At 70.3% G+C, this 17530-nt stretch carries 17 protein-coding genes and 1 pseudogene; 6 read left to right on the forward strand and 12 right to left on the reverse strand.

What is annotated here, in order from left to right:
* Positions 1-49 precede the first annotated feature (49 nt).
* The 6 genes from NAM01S_RS12635 to NAM01S_RS12660 all read right to left on the reverse strand — a co-directional run bounded on the left by NAM01S_RS12635 (position 50) and on the right by NAM01S_RS12660 (position 4676).
* Positions 50-580 (reverse strand): hypothetical protein, encoded by a 531-nt coding sequence (locus NAM01S_RS12635; protein WP_067784176.1) that lies wholly within the window; start codon positions 578-580, stop codon positions 50-52.
* A gap of 205 nt (positions 581-785) precedes the next feature.
* On the reverse strand, positions 786-1586 hold the full coding sequence (locus NAM01S_RS12640) for a family 1 encapsulin nanocompartment shell protein (protein WP_067784178.1): 801 nt from the start codon (positions 1584-1586) through the stop codon (positions 786-788).
* On the reverse strand, positions 1583-2611 hold the full coding sequence (locus NAM01S_RS12645) for a Dyp-type peroxidase (RefSeq protein ID WP_067784234.1): 1029 nt from the start codon (positions 2609-2611) through the stop codon (positions 1583-1585). Before NAM01S_RS12645 ends, NAM01S_RS12640 begins: the two co-directional genes overlap by 4 nt.
* 249 nt (positions 2612-2860) lie before the next feature.
* Positions 2861-3187 carry a cupin domain-containing protein gene (locus NAM01S_RS12650; RefSeq protein WP_067784180.1) on the reverse strand — a complete coding sequence of 109 codons (327 nt, stop codon included), beginning with the start codon at positions 3185-3187 and terminating at the stop codon, positions 2861-2863.
* Between the two features lie 176 nt (positions 3188-3363).
* Entirely contained in the window at positions 3364-3867 is a 504-nt protein-coding gene (locus tag NAM01S_RS12655) for a dihydrofolate reductase (protein ID WP_067784182.1), read from the reverse strand.
* Between the two features lie 8 nt (positions 3868-3875).
* Positions 3876-4676, reverse strand: a complete 801-nt coding sequence (locus tag NAM01S_RS12660) for a thymidylate synthase (protein WP_067784184.1) — start codon at positions 4674-4676, stop codon at positions 3876-3878.
* A gap of 360 nt (positions 4677-5036) precedes the next feature.
* On the opposite strand from NAM01S_RS12660, the gene cobF reads away from it, so the two are divergent.
* Positions 5037-5777 carry a precorrin-6A synthase (deacetylating) gene (gene cobF / locus NAM01S_RS12665; protein ID WP_067784186.1) on the forward strand — a complete coding sequence of 247 codons (741 nt, stop codon included), beginning with the start codon at positions 5037-5039 and terminating at the stop codon, positions 5775-5777.
* A 44-nt stretch (positions 5778-5821) separates the two neighbouring features.
* Positions 5822-6691 (forward strand): Fpg/Nei family DNA glycosylase, encoded by an 870-nt coding sequence (locus NAM01S_RS12670; RefSeq protein WP_067784188.1) that lies wholly within the window; start codon positions 5822-5824, stop codon positions 6689-6691.
* 4 nt (positions 6692-6695) lie between these two features.
* Here the strand turns inward: NAM01S_RS12670 and NAM01S_RS12675 are convergent, their stop codons facing one another.
* The 4 genes from NAM01S_RS12675 to pdxR form a co-directional block, all read right to left on the reverse strand.
* Positions 6696-8207, reverse strand: coding sequence for a carboxylesterase/lipase family protein (locus tag NAM01S_RS12675; protein WP_067784190.1), 1512 nt, complete (start codon positions 8205-8207; stop codon positions 6696-6698).
* A gap of 40 nt (positions 8208-8247) precedes the next feature.
* A complete protein-coding gene (locus tag NAM01S_RS12680) occupies positions 8248-9684 on the reverse strand; it encodes a dihydrolipoyl dehydrogenase family protein (RefSeq protein ID WP_067784192.1) in 1437 nt (478 codons plus the stop codon).
* Complete coding sequence (locus NAM01S_RS12685) at positions 9681-9926, reverse strand: DUF2630 family protein (protein WP_067784194.1); 246 nt, start codon at positions 9924-9926, stop codon at positions 9681-9683. The genes NAM01S_RS12680 and NAM01S_RS12685 overlap by 4 nt, the downstream gene beginning before the upstream one ends.
* Positions 9927-10177: 251 nt before the next feature.
* Positions 10178-11590, reverse strand: coding sequence for a MocR-like pyridoxine biosynthesis transcription factor PdxR (pdxR, locus tag NAM01S_RS12690; RefSeq protein WP_067784195.1), 1413 nt, complete (start codon positions 11588-11590; stop codon positions 10178-10180).
* An 80-nt stretch (positions 11591-11670) separates the two neighbouring features.
* Here pdxR and NAM01S_RS12695 point away from each other — a divergent pair, with 80 nt between their 5' ends.
* On the forward strand, positions 11671-12360 hold the full coding sequence (locus tag NAM01S_RS12695; RefSeq protein ID WP_067784197.1) for a pyridoxamine 5'-phosphate oxidase family protein: 690 nt from the start codon (positions 11671-11673) through the stop codon (positions 12358-12360).
* A 189-nt stretch (positions 12361-12549) separates the two neighbouring features.
* Here the strand turns inward: NAM01S_RS12695 and NAM01S_RS34000 are convergent, their stop codons facing one another.
* On the reverse strand, positions 12550-14148 hold the full coding sequence (locus NAM01S_RS34000; protein ID WP_084482895.1) for a hypothetical protein: 1599 nt from the start codon (positions 14146-14148) through the stop codon (positions 12550-12552).
* A gap of 2 nt (positions 14149-14150) precedes the next feature.
* Positions 14151-14912 carry a crotonase/enoyl-CoA hydratase family protein gene (locus NAM01S_RS12705; RefSeq protein ID WP_067784236.1) on the reverse strand — a complete coding sequence of 254 codons (762 nt, stop codon included), beginning with the start codon at positions 14910-14912 and terminating at the stop codon, positions 14151-14153.
* Positions 14913-15036: 124 nt separating this feature from the next.
* Between NAM01S_RS12705 and NAM01S_RS12710 the strand changes: the two genes are divergently transcribed.
* From NAM01S_RS12710 to NAM01S_RS12720, 3 genes and pseudogenes are all read left to right on the forward strand, one after another.
* On the forward strand, positions 15037-15669 hold the full coding sequence (locus tag NAM01S_RS12710; protein WP_067784199.1) for a TetR/AcrR family transcriptional regulator: 633 nt from the start codon (positions 15037-15039) through the stop codon (positions 15667-15669).
* Positions 15656-17275, forward strand: a complete 1620-nt coding sequence (locus NAM01S_RS12715) for an acyl-CoA dehydrogenase family protein (protein WP_067784201.1) — start codon at positions 15656-15658, stop codon at positions 17273-17275. Before NAM01S_RS12710 ends, NAM01S_RS12715 begins: the two co-directional genes overlap by 14 nt.
* Positions 17276-17288: 13 nt before the next feature.
* Positions 17289-17530: pseudogene (locus NAM01S_RS12720) on the forward strand (hypothetical protein); the annotation flags it as partial.

Here is a 17530-nt window from a genome sequence, read left to right on the forward strand (position 1 = left end):
GTCATCCGTGTTCGGCGCCAGGGCGGGGATCGATTCGTGCGCGCACGGTTCAGCGCGTGGGCGGGGCGATGTTCCAGTGCGCGTTCAGCGCGCCCGCGATCTCCGGCAGCACCGTCACCGGAACCCGCTTGTGGCGCAACATCTCCCGGATCTGCTTGACCTGGTCGCGTTTGCGCAGGTCGTAGGCGCCGGAAACCGGCCGGACCACCGGCGGGATGGACAACAGCACCAGTTCGCCGTGCCGCTCGTCGCCGCCCGACAGATCGAGCGCCAGCGACCAGCGCGCCCGCTCGTCCAGCGTGAAGCGGCCCGCGACCACCCGGTCCCAATCGATGCTCGACTCCGCCCACGGCGTGCGGCGATAGATCGCGCCCTCGGTGAGCACGATCGCGTCGCGCCCGAAGAGCGCGACCAGGAGCGCGATGCCCGCGACCGCGCCCGCGAGCAGGCCGGTGAACACCCGGTTCAGCCCGAATCCGGTGACGATCGCCGCGCACACGAGAACGGTCACCGCGATGCCGAGCATGCCGTAGAGCATCGCTCGCCGAGTCGGGACCACACCCGCGCGCACCATCGTCATACCGTCGCACCTCCTCGCAACTACGGGCTCACCGTACCCGCCCGCCCACCGGCCCGACCCGCGGCCGACAGAGCGCCGGTGCCCGCCTTGCCACACAGGTATCACACGGTTCACACAGGCGGTGCCTATGTGGACCGTGTGGAACTTCTGTGGCAACCATCCGCACCGCGCGGCGCGGTGCGGTGGTCGGGTGTGGTGGGAGGCGTCAGGCGCGTAGTGCGACCGCGGCCTCCGCGGTGTGGACCAGGAATTGCAGGCTCTGTTGGAAGTAGAGCCGCACGGAGTCGGCGTCGTGCGAGAGGTAGCCGATGGAGAGGTCCTGGCCGAGGCTGAGGTCGAAGTCGCCGCCGCGGGTGGTCAGCACGAACGCGCCGTCGATGGCCGGGGCCCAGATGATCTCGCCCTCGGGGACCAGGCGTTCGATGTGGGTGCGGATCATGTGGCCGTGGTCGGAGGTCTCGCTCACCGCGGTGTACAGGTCGGCGCTCAGCAGCACCGAGTACGGTCCGTCGACACCGGCCAGGCGCAGCGCGCTCAGCGCCTGGGCGACGGCCTCCGGGACCAGGCGCGGGTCCTCGGGCACCTGGATCGGCTCGTTCGACGAGCTCGCGCGGATGCCGGTGATGCTCGCACCGGCGTAGCCCTCGAAGATGGCGCGGTCCTCGGCGAAGGCGATGCGCCGCGCGGCCTCCTTCACCGGATCCAGATCGGTGTCCTTGGCGCCGCGCTCCACGTTGTCGAGTTCCTCGCGGGAGAGCGTGAACGGCACCCGCAGCTCGACCAGCGGCGCGACGACGCGCTGGCGCGCCTGCACGCCCTCGTCCGGCGCGGCGATCGGGGTGGTGCGGCCGAGGCCGACGGCGGAGTAGTCGGTGCCGTGCGGGCCGGACACGTCGACCACCCGGCGGCCCGCGATGTGCCGCTTGAAGGTGCGGGTCGCCTCTTCCTCGATCGCCGTCCATGCCTCGGAGGTGATCGGCGCGAGTTCGCGATGGAGGTTGTTCACGGAATGCTCCTTTTCAACGTGCCGATACCGAGTGAGCCGTCGCCCGCCACTGCGGACATACCAACGTCGTTGCGTGGCAAAGATTCCTCGCCCGTCTCCGGTGGCGGCGGAAGCTCGTCGAAGAAGTCCAGCGGCGGCGCGAAGAACAGTGTGCCGGTGACCGCGACCGAGAAATCCAGAATCCGGTCGTAGGCCGCCTCTTCGGTGCCCTCGAACATCCGCGAGAGCATGGTCTCGGTGACGCTCGGGGTGGCCGCGTACGCGATGTAGTAGGTGCCGAACTGGCCCTCGCGTACGCTGCCGAACGGCATGTTGGCGCGCACGATCTGTCGTTCGGTGCCGTCCGCGTCGACCAGGGTGTTCACCGCGACGTGCGAATCGGCGGGCTTGTCCTCGTCGGAGAGCTCGAAATCGTCCAGCTTGGTGCGGCCGATGATCTTCTCCTGCTGCTCGACCGTCAGCGCGCGCCATTCGTCGAGCGGATGCAGATACTTCTGCACGACAACGTAACTGCCACCGGCGAATTCGGGATCCTCGTCGCCGACCAGCGCGGCGCCGATCGCGGCCGAACCCTCCGGATTCTCGGTGCCGTCCACGAAGCCGAGCAGATCGCGCTGCTCGAAATAACGGAAGCCGACGGTCTCGTCGACGATGGTCGCCGCGCCCGCGAGCCGGTCGCCGATCACCATCGCCAGCTCGAAGCATGCGTCGTGCACCTCGGACCTGATGTGGAACAGCAGATCGCCCGGCGTCGACGGCGCCCGGTGGTGTTCGCCGACGAACTCGCGCAGCGGATGCAGCTCGGCGGGGCGCGGCCCGGCGAACAGGCGGTCCCACGCGTCCGAGCCGATCGAGGTCACACAGCTCAATCCGGCGCCGGGCAATCGAAAACCGACCGAACGGCGCAAACCGGGCATATCGGCGAGCAGATCGCGCACCGTCGCCTCGCCACCCTCGTCGATGGTGGCGACGAGGAAGATCGCGGCCGGCGTGAGCGGTTCGAGGATCGGCTGCGGCTCACCCATGAGCTCGAGCATATTGGCGCGCTGCCGCGCGCGTGTTCGCGGGCTGTGTTTTTGGCGCGCTGGCGCGCGCGTGTTCGCGGCCTTTTATGTCTCGCTGCCCAGCGGTCGAGACTCGCGACTGCGTCGCATGCGCTTCGACCGCTGGGCAGCGAGACGGCCGCGAACGGGCTCGTAAGACTCGCCCTGGGGGTGGTTGGTAGGGCGTTGACGGCACGTTTGTTTCCCGGCCCTGCCTGGCTCGTGTGTGCGCTACTTCGCGACGGTCAGCAGGAACGCGACGTCGTCGACGGCTTTCACGCTGTGCCGCGCCTTCGGGACGACGAGCAGGTCGCCCGCGGAGCCCTTCCATTCGTTGGCGCCGCTGATCAAGGTGAGGGTGCCGGTGAGCACCAGCAGGGTGGCGTCGCCCGCGTTGTCGTGTTCGGCGAGGCTCTGGCCCGCGGTGAGGCCGACGACGGTCTGGCGCAGCGTATGGGCGTGACCGCCGTAGATGGTCTGCGAGCTGCGCCCGCTGGTGGCAGTTGCGGCCAATTTCAATTGCTGGCGAGCGACCGCGGTCAGGGATTTCTTGTCCATGAGACTGCCTTTCGCGTCACATCCGCCGGTGCAGGGCTGGTGTCACCGACTCTGGGCGCTCGGGCGGACGATGGTCCGCACCGCCGCTTAACTGGAGTATGCCCGACAGTGGCCGCCCGCGTGCCGGGTTTGCCCGGCCTGCCCCGTAGGCGGCGTGTTGCGGCGGGCGACCGCGGTCAGTCGGCGGTGCGGCGCAGATACCGGCGGATGCGGAAGCGCAGGCCGGTCGTGGACGTGCGCCATTCCTCCGGCTCGTCCGCGTGCCATTCGGGACCGATGGTGGGCGCGTGCGCGTCGCCCTGGACGCTGATCTCCACTTCGGTCACCAGCAGCTCGGTCGCGAAATCCATGGCGGCGCGGTAGATTTCGCCGCCGCCCGCGATCCACACCGGATCCGGCGCCGAGAGCTCGAGCGCCTCGGTCAGCGAACCAGCGCGTTCGGCGCCCGGCGCGGACCAGTGCGGCTGCCTGGTCACCACGATGTTGCGTCGCCCGGCCAGCGGGCGGAACTTGGTCGGCAGCGAATCCCAGGTGCGCCTGCCCATGATCACCGGGTGGCCCCAGGTCGCGGTGCGGAAGTTGGCCATGTCCTCGGGGACGCGCCAGGGGATGGTGTTCTCGAAGCCGATGACGCCGTCGGGAGTCTGGGCCCAGATCAGGCCGATGGTGCGGGTGCGCATCGCCGTACTCACACCGCCACCGGCGCCTTGATGGCTGGATGATGTTGGTAGTCGACCACTTCGACGTCCTCGTAGGCGTAATCGAACAGGCTCGCCGCGCGGCGCAAGCGCAGCCGCGGGAACGGATACGGCTCGCGGCGCAGCTGCTCGGTGACCTGCTCGACGTGGTTGTCGTAGATGTGGCAGTCGCCGCCGGTCCAGATGAAGTCGCCGGGTTCGAGCCCGGTCTGCTGGGCAACCATGTGGGTGAGCAGCGCGTAGCTGGCGATGTTGAACGGCACGCCGAGGAACAGGTCCGCGCTGCGCTGGTACAGCTGGCAGGACAGCTTCCCGTCGGCGACGTAGAACTGGAAGAACGCGTGGCAGGGCGCCAGCGCCATCTTGTCCAGCTCGGCGACGTTCCACGCGGAGACGATGATGCGGCGCGAATCCGGGTCGGTGCGCAAGGTGTCGAGCACCTGGCCGATCTGGTCGATGTGCGCGCCGTCCGGCGTCGGCCAGGAGCGCCACTGCACGCCGTAGACGGGACCCAGCTCGCCATGCGGATCGGCCCACTCGTCCCAGATCGTCACGCCGTGCTCGCGCAGCCAGCCGACGTTCGAATCACCGCGCAGGAACCACAGCAGTTCGTACACGATCGACTTGAGGTGCACCTTCTTCGTGGTGATCAGCGGGAAGCCCGCCCCGAGGTCGTAGCGCAGCTGATGGCCGAACACGCTGCGGGTGCCGGTGCCGGTGCGATCCGCTTTCGCGGTCCCGGTCGCCAACACCAGGCGGAGCAAATCCTCGTACTGCGTATCCGTCGCCACGGTTGGCAAGCTTACTTGTCCGTACCTGCGCGCCCGACCGCCTGTAGCGGGTCCGCCGACGTCGCGCGCCGTGCTCTCGACAAGGCGACCAAAGGTCACCTGTCGGCTGTCGGCCCCACCAAGTGTCACCTTTGTCGAGTTCCGTGGTCGGGTGTGCGGACTGCCGATGGGCGACTGAAGGTGACCTGTGGGGTGTCGGGCCGACCAAAGGTCACCTTCGGTCGGGGTCGGCCGCTTCCGGGTGTGGGTGCGGACTGCCGATGGGCGACTGAAGGTGACCTGTGGGGTGTCGGGGCCGCTTTGGTCGGGGTCTGTGGGTGTGGGTGGGCGCGGGCGCGGGGGGCTGGCAAGCTTTCGGGCATGCGCAAGCTCTTCGTGATCGGCATCGGTGCGGGTGACCCGGACCAGGTGACGGTGCAGGCGATCAAGGCCATGCGGCAGGTCGACACGTTCTTCGTGATCGCCAAGGGCGTCGAGAAACAGGAGCTGCTCGACGTGCGGACCGCGATCCTTGCCGAGCACGTCGAGCGGCCGTACCGGGTCGTGGAGATCACCGATCCGCCGCGCGATCGCGATCCGGCCGACTACCGCGGCGTCGTCGCGGACTGGCACGAGCGAAGGGCCACGCTGCTCGCGGAGGCCTTCGCGGCGGAGGACGGTGTCGGCGGGATTCTGGTGTGGGGTGATCCGTCGCTCTACGACAGCACCCTGCGCATGGTGGAGCTGGTGCTGGACAGCGGGCGGACCACCTTCGACTACGAGGTGATCCCCGGCGTGACCAGTGCGCAGGCGCTGGCCGCGCGGCACCGCATGGTGCTGCACCGCATCGGCGAACCGGTGCACGTCACCACCGGACGACGCCTGCGCGAGGAGGGGCTCGGCCCCGGCTCGACCCTGGTCATGCTCGACGGTGAGTGCTCCTTCACCGAGCTGCCCGGCGACGACGTGCACATCTGGTGGGGCGCCTACCTCGGCATGCCGGACGAGGCGCTCGTCGCGGGACCGCTGCGCGCGGTGCAGGACGAGATCCTGGCGCGGCGGGCCGCGCTGCGTGAGCAGAAGGGCTGGATCATGGACATCTACCTGTTGCGTCGCGGCTGATCGTTCGACCAGGGGCTGTCGGTGGTCTTCAGTACCCTGGACCCGTGCCCGAGCTACCGGAAGTGGAGGCGTTGGCGCAGTTCCTGCGGGAACACGCGGTCGGCGCGGTGGTGGGGCGTGTCGACGTGGCCGCGTTGAGTGCGGTCAAGACGTTCGACCCGCCCGTGACGGCGCTGTCCGGACGGGACGTGACGGGCGCGGGCCGCTGGGGCAAGTTCCTCGGCATGGACTGCTCGGGCCTCTGGCTGATCACCCATCTGTCCCGCGGCGGGTGGCTGCGCTGGATCGACGAGCCGAGCCCGACCCCGCCGAAACCGGGCGGCAAGAGTCCCTTGGCGCTGCGGGTGCATTTCTTCACGACCGAGGGCGCGACGCCCGCGTTCGATCTGACCGAGGCGGGAACCAAGAAGCGGCTCGCGGTCTACGTCGTCGAGGATCCGAAGATGGTGCCCGGCATCGCGCGGCTCGGGCCGGACGCACTCGAGGTCACCGAGCCGCAGTTCGACGAGATCCTGCACGGCACCTCGCAGCGGATCAAGACGGCCATCGTCGACCAGTCGCTGCTGGCAGGTATCGGCAACGCCTACTCCGACGAGATCCTGCACACCGCCAAGGTCTCGCCGTTCGCGAACACCAAGACCCTCTCCGCCGAGAAGACCGCGCAACTGTACGAGGCGATGCGCTCCGTGCTCACCGACGCGGTCCAGCGCTCGGTCGGCCAGGCCGCGGCGCGGCTCAAGGGCGAGAAGCGCTCGGGCATGCGGGTGCACGCGCGCACCGGGCAGCCGTGCCCGGTCTGCGGCGACACCGTCCGCGAGGTCTCCTACGCCGAACGGTCCTTTCAGTACTGCGCGACCTGCCAAACCGGCGGCAAGGTGCTCGCCGACCGCAGGATGTCGCGGCTGCTGAAGTGAACCGTCAGGTCAGTGTCGGGACGCGAATGCCCTGCCAGGCCAGACGTTTCGCGCGATCCGGGTCGTGCTCGAGCCGGGTGGGAGCGTCGATGATCAGCGTGGCCCGGCTGTCCTCGGTGTAGGCGGGCCAGGACGGCAGCGGTGCGCCGGTGCGCGCGAAGGAAGTCCAGTTGTCCTGGAACTGTTCGGTCACCGCGAGCAGGCCGCGGCGTCCGCCCGCCGCGGTGAAGGCGCGCCCGATCGGGCTGTCGGCCACGCCGAAGACCGGGATCAGTTCGGTCGCGTGGGTGGCGCCGATACCGGCGAGTTGCAGTGCGCGCGGGGCGAAGTCGTAGCGGTAGGCGTAGGTCGGCGCGTGGCGACTGTGCCCCTCCATCACCGTCACCGACGGACGCCAGAACACGTAGTCACCGCCCATCCGCACGGCGACACGCGGCTGCGGATACCCGGGATAGGCCGCGGCGACGCGGGCCTCGACTCCCTCCCCGGCGCGGGCGAACAGCGCGTGCAGGCGGGTGGGATTGGTGGGCAGGTGATCGGCGAAGCGGGCGAACAGCGTGCCCTCCTCCCGATTGGTGCCGATGATCAGCGGCACCCGGTGGGCGGTGCCGTCGGTGATCGCTTCGATGGGGGACTTCGGCAGGAAATCTCCGTCGACCACCGGGCAGATCGCGAAAAGCCCTGGCCGCTCCCGCAGCACCGCGCCGCTGGTCCGGTCGACGGCCCTGCGGATGTCATTGGCGGGGGCTTCGGTGAGGGCACGGGCGACGTCGCCGGGATCGGCGCCGAGCGCTGAGACGCAGCGGCGGGCGAACACCTGCGCGTCCTCGGCGTTCAAAGCCCAATCGGCGGGCGGACTTTGGGCGATGCCGCGATGGAAGAGTCCGCGCGCGGCGGGGGTGGCGAGCAGCGCGAGCACGGCGTGCGCGCCAGCGGATTCACCGAAGATGGTGACGTTGTCGGGATCGCCGCCGAACTCGGCGATGTTGCGCTGCACCCATTCGAGCGCGGCGACCTGATCGCGCAGACCGAGGTTCGAATCGAAGGGGCGTTGCGGCGTGCCGAAGGCGCTGAAGTCGACGTAGCCGAACGCGCCGAGCCGGTAGTTCAGCGAGACGACGACCGCGTCGCCGTGCAGGGCGAGCCGCGCTCCGGAATACAGCGTCAGCGCCGAGGTGCCGATCAGGTAGCCGCCGCCGTGGATGAACACCAGCACCGGTCGCGGACCCGAGGACGGCGCGGCTGGCGCGGTGACGTTCAGCGTCAGAGAGTCCTCGCTGGTCGGCTGGTACGCCCTCGGCCCGATGCGAGCACCCGCCCGATGCTGCATGGAAGCGTTGCCGAACTCGGTGGCGATGCGCACCCCGGACCAGGGCCGCACCGGTTGCGGAGCGCGAAATCGCAGGTCTCCCACCGGCGGTGCCGCGTACGGCACCGAGCGCCAGCGCAGCACGCGGCGGCCCCGGCGACCGCGGACGACACCGTCGGCGGTCTGCACATCGATCGTTGCCACCATTGATCGATGGTAACTGGATCAGGTTCTAGTTGGGCGAGAGCTAGGAGCGGCGGGCCTCCAGCAGGCGCAGCCAGATCTCGCTGACCGTCGGATACGCGGGGACCGCGTGCCAGAGTGTGTCGAGCGGGATCTTGCCGACGACGGCGATGGTGGCGGCGTGCAGCAGCTCGCCGACCTCGGGTCCGACGAACGTCGCGCCGAGCAGGGTGTCGGAGGCGGTGTCGATGACGATCTTGGCTCGGCCGGAATAGTTTTCACGGGCCAGCGTCGAGCCTGCGACCGCGATGTCGATCTCCACGCTGTCGACGTCGTAGCCCGAGCGCCGGGCCGCGGCTTCGGTCAGGCCGACCGCGGCGACCTCGGGATCGGTGAACACCACCTGCGGGACCTGCTCGTGGTCGGCGGTCGCTGCGTAGCGCGCTCCGGCGAGCGGGCGGCCCTCGGCACGCGCGGCGATCACGTCGCCGCAGACCCTGGCTTGGTACTTGCCCATATGTGTCAGTGCCGCACGGTGATTCACGTCGCCCACCGCGTACAGCCACTGGCCGGGCACGTCGCGCGCGGACAGGTGGTCGTCCACCTCGACGTAGCCGTCCGTCAATCCGACGGACGAGAGCCCGAGTTCCGCGGTCGCGGGCCCGCGACCGGCCGCGACCACGATCTCGTCGGCCTCGATAGTTTCGGAATGGGCGCCGCGCGTCCGCACGGTGACGGGGCCGCCGTGAATCCGGCCCTCGCCGGTGTCCTTCGGTTCCGAGCGCGTGACACGCTCCGGTTCGGTCTCGAACAGCGCCCGGACGCCGGAAGCGGCCAGTGCGTCGGCGACCCGCTGCCCGGCGAACGGCTCGGTATTGGTGAGCAGCGCCCTACCCCGCACCAGCAGGGTGACCTCGCTACCGAGCGCGGCGAGCCAGGTCGCCGCTTCGCATGCGACCACGCCGCCGCCGATCAACACCACGCGCTGCGGGATCTCGTGCAGGTTGGTCGCGTCGCGCGAGGTCCAGGGGAGGGCGTCGCGCAGGCCGGGCACGTCGGGGACGCGGGCTCGGGATCCGGTCGCCAGCACCACCGCGTGCCTGGCGCGCAGCGTGCGGCCGTCGACCTCGACCAATCGCTCCCCGGCGAGACGCCCAGCGCCGCGGATCACCTCGATGCGGCTGCTCTCGGCCCACTCGACCTGCCCGGAGTCGTCGTGGTCGTGCACGATCCTGTCGCGGCGAGCGAGCACCGCCTTGGCGTCCAAACCGTTCGCATCGATGCCAGGCACCGCGCGGGCGGCGGCGAGCAGGTGCCCGGGGCGCAGCAGCGCCTTGCTCGGCATACAGGCCCAGTAGGAACATTCGCCGCCGAGCAGTTCGCGCTCCACGATGGCGGCGGTGCGGTCGCTGCCCGCGATGGCGTAGGCGGCCGCGTTCTCTCCCGCGGGCCCACCGCCGATCACGATGACGTCGTATTCGGCGGACGGCTCGGAACTCACTGCAGATAACCCTCGACCTGGCGCGGCGAGCTGACCTGCGCCTCGTCCGGGGAGGCGCCCGCGTCGATCCTGGCCCTGCGCTGCCGCAGCAGATCCCAGCACTGATCGAGCATGACCTCCAGTTCGGCAAGGCGCTGCCGTTCGGTCACCGGGTCCACCTCGCCGGAGGTCGCCTTCGAGCGCAGTTCGTGCTCGTCGTCGACCAGTTGCTTGATGCGTTCCAGGATGTCCTGTTCGGTCATGAGTCACCACTTCGATACTCGGAGGTATACGGCAGGACGTGCAGCGACCGGGTTGCGGTCATGGACCATGCTACGACCGGGTCCGGTGTGGGCGGAGAGGTCCGGGACGGGCCGGATCGGAGGAGTCGGTGGGCGAGCTGGTCGTTCGTGGGCCGCGGATCGTTCGCGTTCGAGCTGAGGCCGTCTGGGGATCGCGGTGCGGCGTGCCGACGGAGAGGTCGCTGATCTGCGCGTGCCGGCTGGGCTGGTGATCAGCAGCCCGCCGGGCGCGGCAGCGTTTCGGCCAGGCAGTCGGCGGCGATCGGCACGGCCGTGCGCAGGTCACGCGAGCTCGGCGCCGCGTAGCCGATGGCGATGCCGAAGGTGCTCGGCGGCGCGGAGTGGGTGCCGGGCTGGGAGCGGAGATGGTGCCGTGCCAGGCCGTCGACGACGACGCCGCGCGCCTCGGCCGCGGCGACCGCGCGTCGTTCGGCCGCCGCTGTCGGCAGCGGCACGACGACGTGCGAACCCGCGTCGTCGCCGAGGACGGTCAGTCCGCGCCGGCGCAGTTCGGTGACGACCAGCTCCCGGCGCGGCGGAAGCGCGCGCCGCAGCCTGCGCAGGTGCCTGGCCAGGTCGCCGTGCGCGGCGAGTTCGACGAGGACGCGCTGGCCCGCCGGGCTCGGCGAGGTACCGGTGCGATCGCGATGCGCGAGCACCGCCGCGGTGATCCACGGCGCCGCGACCAGCCAGCCGACGCCGAGGACCGGAGACAGGATCTTGCTCGTGGTGCCGAGATGCACGACCACATCGGGCGCCATCGCGGCGAGCAGCGGGAGCGGCGCGGTGTCGTAACGCAATTCGCCGTCGTAGTCGTCTTCGATGACGAATATTCCCGCGCGCCGCGCGAATTCGACGAGCTGGACGCGACGAGCTGCGGGCATTCGCGCGCCGAGCGGGAACTGGTGCGCCGGTGTGCAATACACCGCCTTGATATCGGTCGGAAGATCGTCGACGCGCAGACCCTCGGCGTCCACCGGCACCGGAAGCACCCGGATGCCCGCGGCCAGAAAGGCGCCCGCCGCGCGCTGATAACCGGGGTCCTCCATGGCGACGGTGTCACCGGGGCGCAGCAGTGCGGACGCGAGTTCGCCCACCGCGGAACTGGTTCCGGCGGTGGCGAGTACGACTGTGTCGCTGCCCGCGCTCAGTCCCCGGTGGCGGAGCAGGTGTTCGGCGACAGCCGCGCGGTATTCCGGTTCCCCCGACCGGTCTTTGCGCACGATCGGCGGCTGGTCGGAGGCGGCACGCCAGGCGCGGCGCCATGCCGTTCGGTCGATGGCCTCGACGCAGGGCGCGCCGGGGCCGAGGTCGTAACCGGGGCCTTCGGCGTCGGTGCCGCCGGTGACCCGGTGGTGTGCGGGCGCGGCGGCCGGGGCCGTGGTGAGGTAGGTGCCCGATCCGCGCTTGCCCGCGATCCAGCCTTCGGCGTGCAGTTGGTCGTAGGCCGCGGCGATCACCGTCCGGCTCACGCCGAGTCGTTGCGCCAATGCCCGCGAGGACGGCAGGCGGTCCGAGGTCCGCAGCAGGCCCGAGGTCGCCGCGGCGCGCAGACCGTCGGCGACCTGCACCGCCAGCGGTTCGGGTGCGTCGCGATCGAGCGCGAGCGGTAGTTCGTCGAGCATCCTGGCACCTCGGATTGGACTGTGAGAATCAGGCTGAATTGGCTATTTCAGAATGCCACTTCGCGGTGGACGCTGTCCTCATGACCAACTCGCTCAGCGCTCGGCCGCCCCTCTCGCCCACCCCGCGCAGCACGCTGACCCGGTCGAAGGAACGCGGCCGCAGCGACCGCGCCGAACTCGACGCCGTACTCGACGCCGGTCTGATCTGCCACCTCGGCGTCGTTCTCGGCGGCAGCCCCGTGGTGCTGCCGACCGCCTACGGCCGCGACAGCGACACCCTCTACCTGCACGGATCGACCGGCTCGGGCAGTATGCGCGCCGCGCTGACCTCCGACATCTCCGTCGCGGTCACGCACGTCGACGGCATCGTCTACGCCCGCTCCGCGATGCACTTCTCGATGAACTACCGCTCGGCGGTGGTGCACGGGAAGGCTCGGGAGCTGACCGATCCCGACGAGCGCATGCACGCCCTGCGGGTGATCGTCGAGCACGCGGCTCCCGGCGCGTGGGACCGGGTGCGGCCGCCGAACAAGAAGGAACTCGCCGCGACCATGGTGCTGGCGCTCGACCTCACCGAGGCGTCGGTCAAAGTCCGGGAGGGCGGACCGAAGGACGATCCCGAAGACGCGGACAGCCCGACATGGGCCGGTGTGCTGCCGCTGCGTCAGGTGTGGGACGCGCCGATCGATTCGCCGGACCTGGCGGCGGGGATCGGGGTGCCGTCCGATGTGCTGGAGCGGACTGCGACGGGGGTTTCGTTGGCGCGCTGAGTGATTGGGCAGTGCTCATGGCCCGCCGTTCGGCCTGCGCCGTCGTATCGCCGGGGAGCCGCACGGAACGCCGACAGGCGCACATCCGGTAACTATTTCGCTCCCGGCGCCGGACCCGCACCACCCTAGACGGCGACTCGGCGTCGAGCGCTCACGTGAGCGCTCGGCAGTGCCATGCCGGTGGGCCGCTCACCACGGTGACCCGGTGAGCCCGAGGCGCGCCGCCCTCTCGACGGTGAGTTCGCGCAGGGCCGTGGCGGATTCGATGGCGAGGTCGAGGGCGACCAAGGAGAGGAAGTAGTCGTCGCCGGTGCGGCACAGGTAGCCGGACAGGCGGGTGCGGGGGAGTCGGGACGCGGTGAGACCCGGATGGATGGCGCGGGCGGCGACACCGATGCAGGGGTGCGTACCGATCGTGCGCAGCGAATCGGGGAGCGTTCCGATGTTGGAGCACAAGATATCTCGTTCGCCAGCGCCCTTGGACAGTGCGTAGGCCCAGCGGTCGGGGATCACTTGGAGCAGTTCCTCGGGCATGCCGCCGGGGCTGGACATCCGGTGTTCGTAGGCGGCGCGGGCCTTGGCGCGCAGCGTCGCCGGGGTATCGGAGCGATCGACGACGATCTCGGTCATCGCGAGGTCGTTGTCCACTCGCGGTTCGTCGCGGGTGTCGACAGGGAGGCTCGCTCCGATCTCCGGTCCGGGAAACCCAGTGGCCCACAGCAGGTTCGCGATCAAATGGATGAACAAGCTGTTCGCGGTGCCGCCGTGCTCCTCCGCCACGCTGTCCCACTCGGCGTCACCGAACCGCACCACCGCACTGTGCACGCGCAGTTCGTTCCCGCCCACCCGCACCGGCGCGCTGGATACGGGCCGTACCGGAATGCCGTGGCGCAGCGCCCGAACCGTGCCACCCACGACGATCGACCACTGGCGAACCGCGTCCGCCCAATCGGACTCGCACGGAGCTGTCGACGGTGCCGCGATCGGCTCGGGCGAGATGACGGCCCGGGCTGAATCGTTCTCGACCGCAGTCGGATTCACAAGCCGACCGGCGCTCGCGCCTGCGCCCGCAAGGCCTGCCCGGTTCGAAACGGACTCGACTTCCGGCGTGGAATCAGCCTTCGCGGTGCTCGCGTTGTCTGAGCCGACCGCGTCGGCGGCCGAGTCGGCCCCGCTGGCATCGCTGTCGAGCGCAGTCGAATCGTCAGGGAAAACGCGGGTCGTCTCGGCCCGACCGGCAACCGCCGACTCGACTCGAGCATCGGCTGCCGCCGCCACGACAACCCCACCCAGCGCGGAGTCCGCCGCTCTTTCGGTCCGAGCCGCTTCCGCCGTCTCGGTCTGACTAGCAACGCCCCGCAGCGCGACATCGACCGCGTACACCAGGCCCCGCGCATCGGCCAGCGCATGCGAACAGGTCAGCACCACAACGGTTCCGCCGTCGGCGAGCGGAGCGGCCGCGAGGCGCCAGCCCGGTCCGAACTCCGGGTCGAGATCGCCACCGAGGCCGTCCGCCCACGGCAGTAACTCGGAGTCCCGAAGCGGCACCTCGGCGAACAGCAGGGGATGGGCCCGGGTGTTCATCCGCCAGCCACGGCGAGCACCTGGCACCCGAGGACGAACCACCCTGCGCCCCAACGGCCCCGAACGCAGTACGTCGTGAATCCGTTGCAGCAGCTCCGGTTCGACACGATCAGCGGTCCGCCACAGCCCCTGGAGGGCGATGGGGGTGCCGAGCCCGCGGTGGGTGCGCAGGAAGATCTCGTCGACGACGCCGAGGCGGTCCATTCTCAGCCGGCGGCCCCGTGCCGTCCCGCGCCCGCCGCGAACCGCTGAGCGCCGGCGAGCGCGCCGTCGGCCAGGGCGGCGAGTCCGTGCCGGAATTCGTTGCGGATGGCCGCGTCCTCGTCCATGCCGTCCTGCTCGAGCAGCGACATCCGGTCCGAACGCAGACAGGTCTGCGGCAGGACGGCGAGCTCGGCCGCGAGTTCCTCGGCGGCGTTGCGCGCCTCGCCGGTCGGCACGACGCGGTTGACCAGGCCCATCTGAAGCGCCTCCGGCGCGCTGACGGCGCGGCCGGTCAGCACCAGGTCCATGGCGCGGCCGGTGCCGATGATCCTGGGCAGCCGCACCGTGCCGCCGTCGATGAGCGGCACGCCCCAGCGGCGACAGAAGACGCCGAAAGTGCTGTCCTGCTCGGCGACTCGCAGATCGCACCACAGCGCCAGCTCGAGCCCGCCCGCCACGGCGTAGCCGGAGATCGCGGCGATCACGGGCTTGGACAGGGTCATCCTGGTCGGGCCCATCGGGCCGTCGCCGTCCTCGTCCGCGCGGTTCGACCGTTCGGTGCCGAGCGCCTTCAGGTCGGCGCCCGCGCAGAAGGTGCCGCCCTCGCCCCAGAACACCGCGACCGAGGCGGTGGGATCGGCGTCGAACTCGCGGAAGGCGTCGGCAAGCGCGTGGGCGGTCGGGCCGTCCACCGCGTTGCGCGCCTGCGGCCGGTGCAGGATCACCGTCGTCACCGGCCCGTTCTTCTCGACTCGAACGCTCACCGACGCCCCCTCCGGATTGCCGCCCGCCACGCTGCGGGAACGGTGCTGTGTGGATGGATCACGTCTCGACCATACGACGGTCCGCCCCTTGTGTGAAGAAGTGAATCCATGATTCACTTCTTTCGTGGCGTACCGCAGGACCCCTGCCGTCCAGGCCCGCCTGGACGCCCAAGAACAGCTGATCGTGCAGGCCGCGACCAAGGTTCTCTCCGAGGCCGGATTCGCGGGCCTGTCGATGGCGGCGGTCGCGAACCGGGCGGGCGTGGCGACCGGAACCGTGTACAAGCACTTCGACGGCAAGGCGAACCTGGTGACCGCGGTCTTCCGCACCGTCGTCGCCAGGGAGGTCGCCGCCGTCACCGAGGCCGCTCGAACCGGCAGCGCGGTGGAGCGGGTGACCGCGGCCGTGGAGACCTTCGCCGGGCGCGCCATGAAGAACCCCAAGCTCGCCTACGTGCTGCTGGTCGAGCCGGTCGACACCGTCGTCGACACCGAGCGCCTGCGTTTCCGCCGCGCCTTCGCCGAGGCCTTCGAATCCGCGGTGGCCGACGGTGTCGCGGCCGGTGAACTACCCGCGCAGGACCCGCGCACCAGCGCCGCCGCCCTTGTCGGCGCCATCGGCGAGGTGCTCGTCGGCCCGCTCGCCGCCGCGCCGCACGCCGAATCCGTTGTCCCCCAACTCGTCACCTTCGCCATCCGCGCCCTCGGCGTGCCGGTGCGCGCCGAGAGATCAGGAGTGTCCGATGCAGACTCATGAGGTCTTCAACCAGGTCCCCGACATCGTGCCCTTCGACGCCGCGCGCAACCCGGCGCTGCTGGAGGGCCTGCACCGCGAGGGCGCGGGCTGGGCCGAGGGCGAGGTGCGCGAACTCGGCAGGCTCGCGGGCGATTTCGCGGCGCAGGAGTGGGGCAGGCTGGCCAACGAGTACCCGCCGGTGCTGCACACCCACGACCGCTACGGCCACCGCGTCGACGAGGTCGAATTCCACCCGCACTGGCACGATCTCATGACGGTGGCGGTCAAGCACGGCCTGCACGGCTCACCGTGGACCGACGACCGGCCCGGCGCGCACACCGCCCGCGCCGCCAAGTTCTACACCTGGGGCGTCGCCGACGCGGGGCACATGTGCCCCATCTCGATGACCTACGCGATCGTGCCCGCGCTCCGGCACAACCCCGAGCTCGCCGCCAAGTACGAACCGCTACTCGCCTCGCGCACTTACGATTTCGGTCTGCGCGAACCGTCGACCAAGGCCGGTCTGATCGCGGGCATGTCGATGACGGAGAAGCAGGGCGGCTCCGACGTGCGGGCCAACACCACCACCGCGACCCCGCAGCCGGACGGCAGCTACCGCATCGTCGGGCACAAGTGGTTCACCTCCGCGCCGATGTCGGACATGTTCCTGACGCTGGCCCAAGCGCCCGCCGGTCTGTCCTGCTTCCTGCTGCCCCGGGTCCTGCCGGACGGCACGCGCAATCCCATTCGCATCCAACGGCTCAAGGACAAGCTTGGCAACAAGTCCAACGCCTCCTCGGAGATCGAATACGAGAACGCCACCGGCTGGCTGGTCGGCGCGGAAGGCGCCGGCGTCAAGACCATCATCGAGATGGTGAACATGACCCGCCTGGACTGCGTGATCGGCTCCGCGACCAACATGCGGGCAGGCGTCGTCTACGCGGTGCACCACGCCAGGCACCGAGAAGCGTTCGGCGCCAAGCTGGTCGACCAGCCCGCCATGCGCAATGTGCTCGCCGATCTGGTGATCGAGTCCGACGCCGCGACCACCGTCATGATGCGCCTCGCCGGGGCCACGGACCGGTCGAGTACCGATCCCGCCGAGTCCGCACTGCGCCGCATCGCGCTCGCGGTCACCAAGTACTGGGTGTGCAAGCGCGCGCCGTCGCATTCCGCGGAAGCGCTGGAGTGCTTGGGCGGCAACGGATATGCCGAGGAGTCGGGGATGCCGCGGCTCTATCGCGAGGCGCCGCTGATGTCGATCTGGGAGGGCTCTGGCAACGTGGCCGCGCTGGACGCGTTGCGCGCCATGGGCCGTCAGCCGGAGACCGTCGAGGCCTACTTCAACGAGATCTCGCTGGCCAAGGGCGCGAACCCGCGGCTGGACGACGCGATCGCCAAGGTCGGCAAGGAACTGGCCGACCTCAGCGACATCGAATACCGTGCCCGCCGCGTCGTGGAACTGATGGCGCTGGTTCTCCAGGGCGCGCAGCTGGTCCGCCACGGCCACCCCGCGGTCGCCGACGCCTTCTGCGCCACCCGGCTCGGCGACGACTGGGGCATCGCCTTCGGCACCCTGCCGACCATGGACACCGGCGCCATCATCGAACGCGCCTTCGTCGCGTGACGGGCGCTCGGTAGTGCCCGCCGAGCGCGAGATGCCGCCGCACCGGCTGGCGCGCCGGGTGCTGGACCGCGTGGCCGAGCACCCGGAGCGGCGGTACGTGCTCGGCATCGCCGGGCCGCCCGGAGCGGGGAAGTCCACGCTCTCGGTGCTCCTACGCGACGCCTTCGATATGGAAGTGGGTGGCTCGGCGGCCCAAGTGGTGGCGCCGGTGGGTGGCTCGGTGGCTCGGGTGGCGCCGTCGGGTGGCTCGGCGGC

The organism is Nocardia amikacinitolerans NBRC 108937, from assembly GCF_001612615.1.
GTDB lineage: Bacteria > Actinomycetota > Actinomycetes > Mycobacteriales > Mycobacteriaceae > Nocardia > Nocardia amikacinitolerans.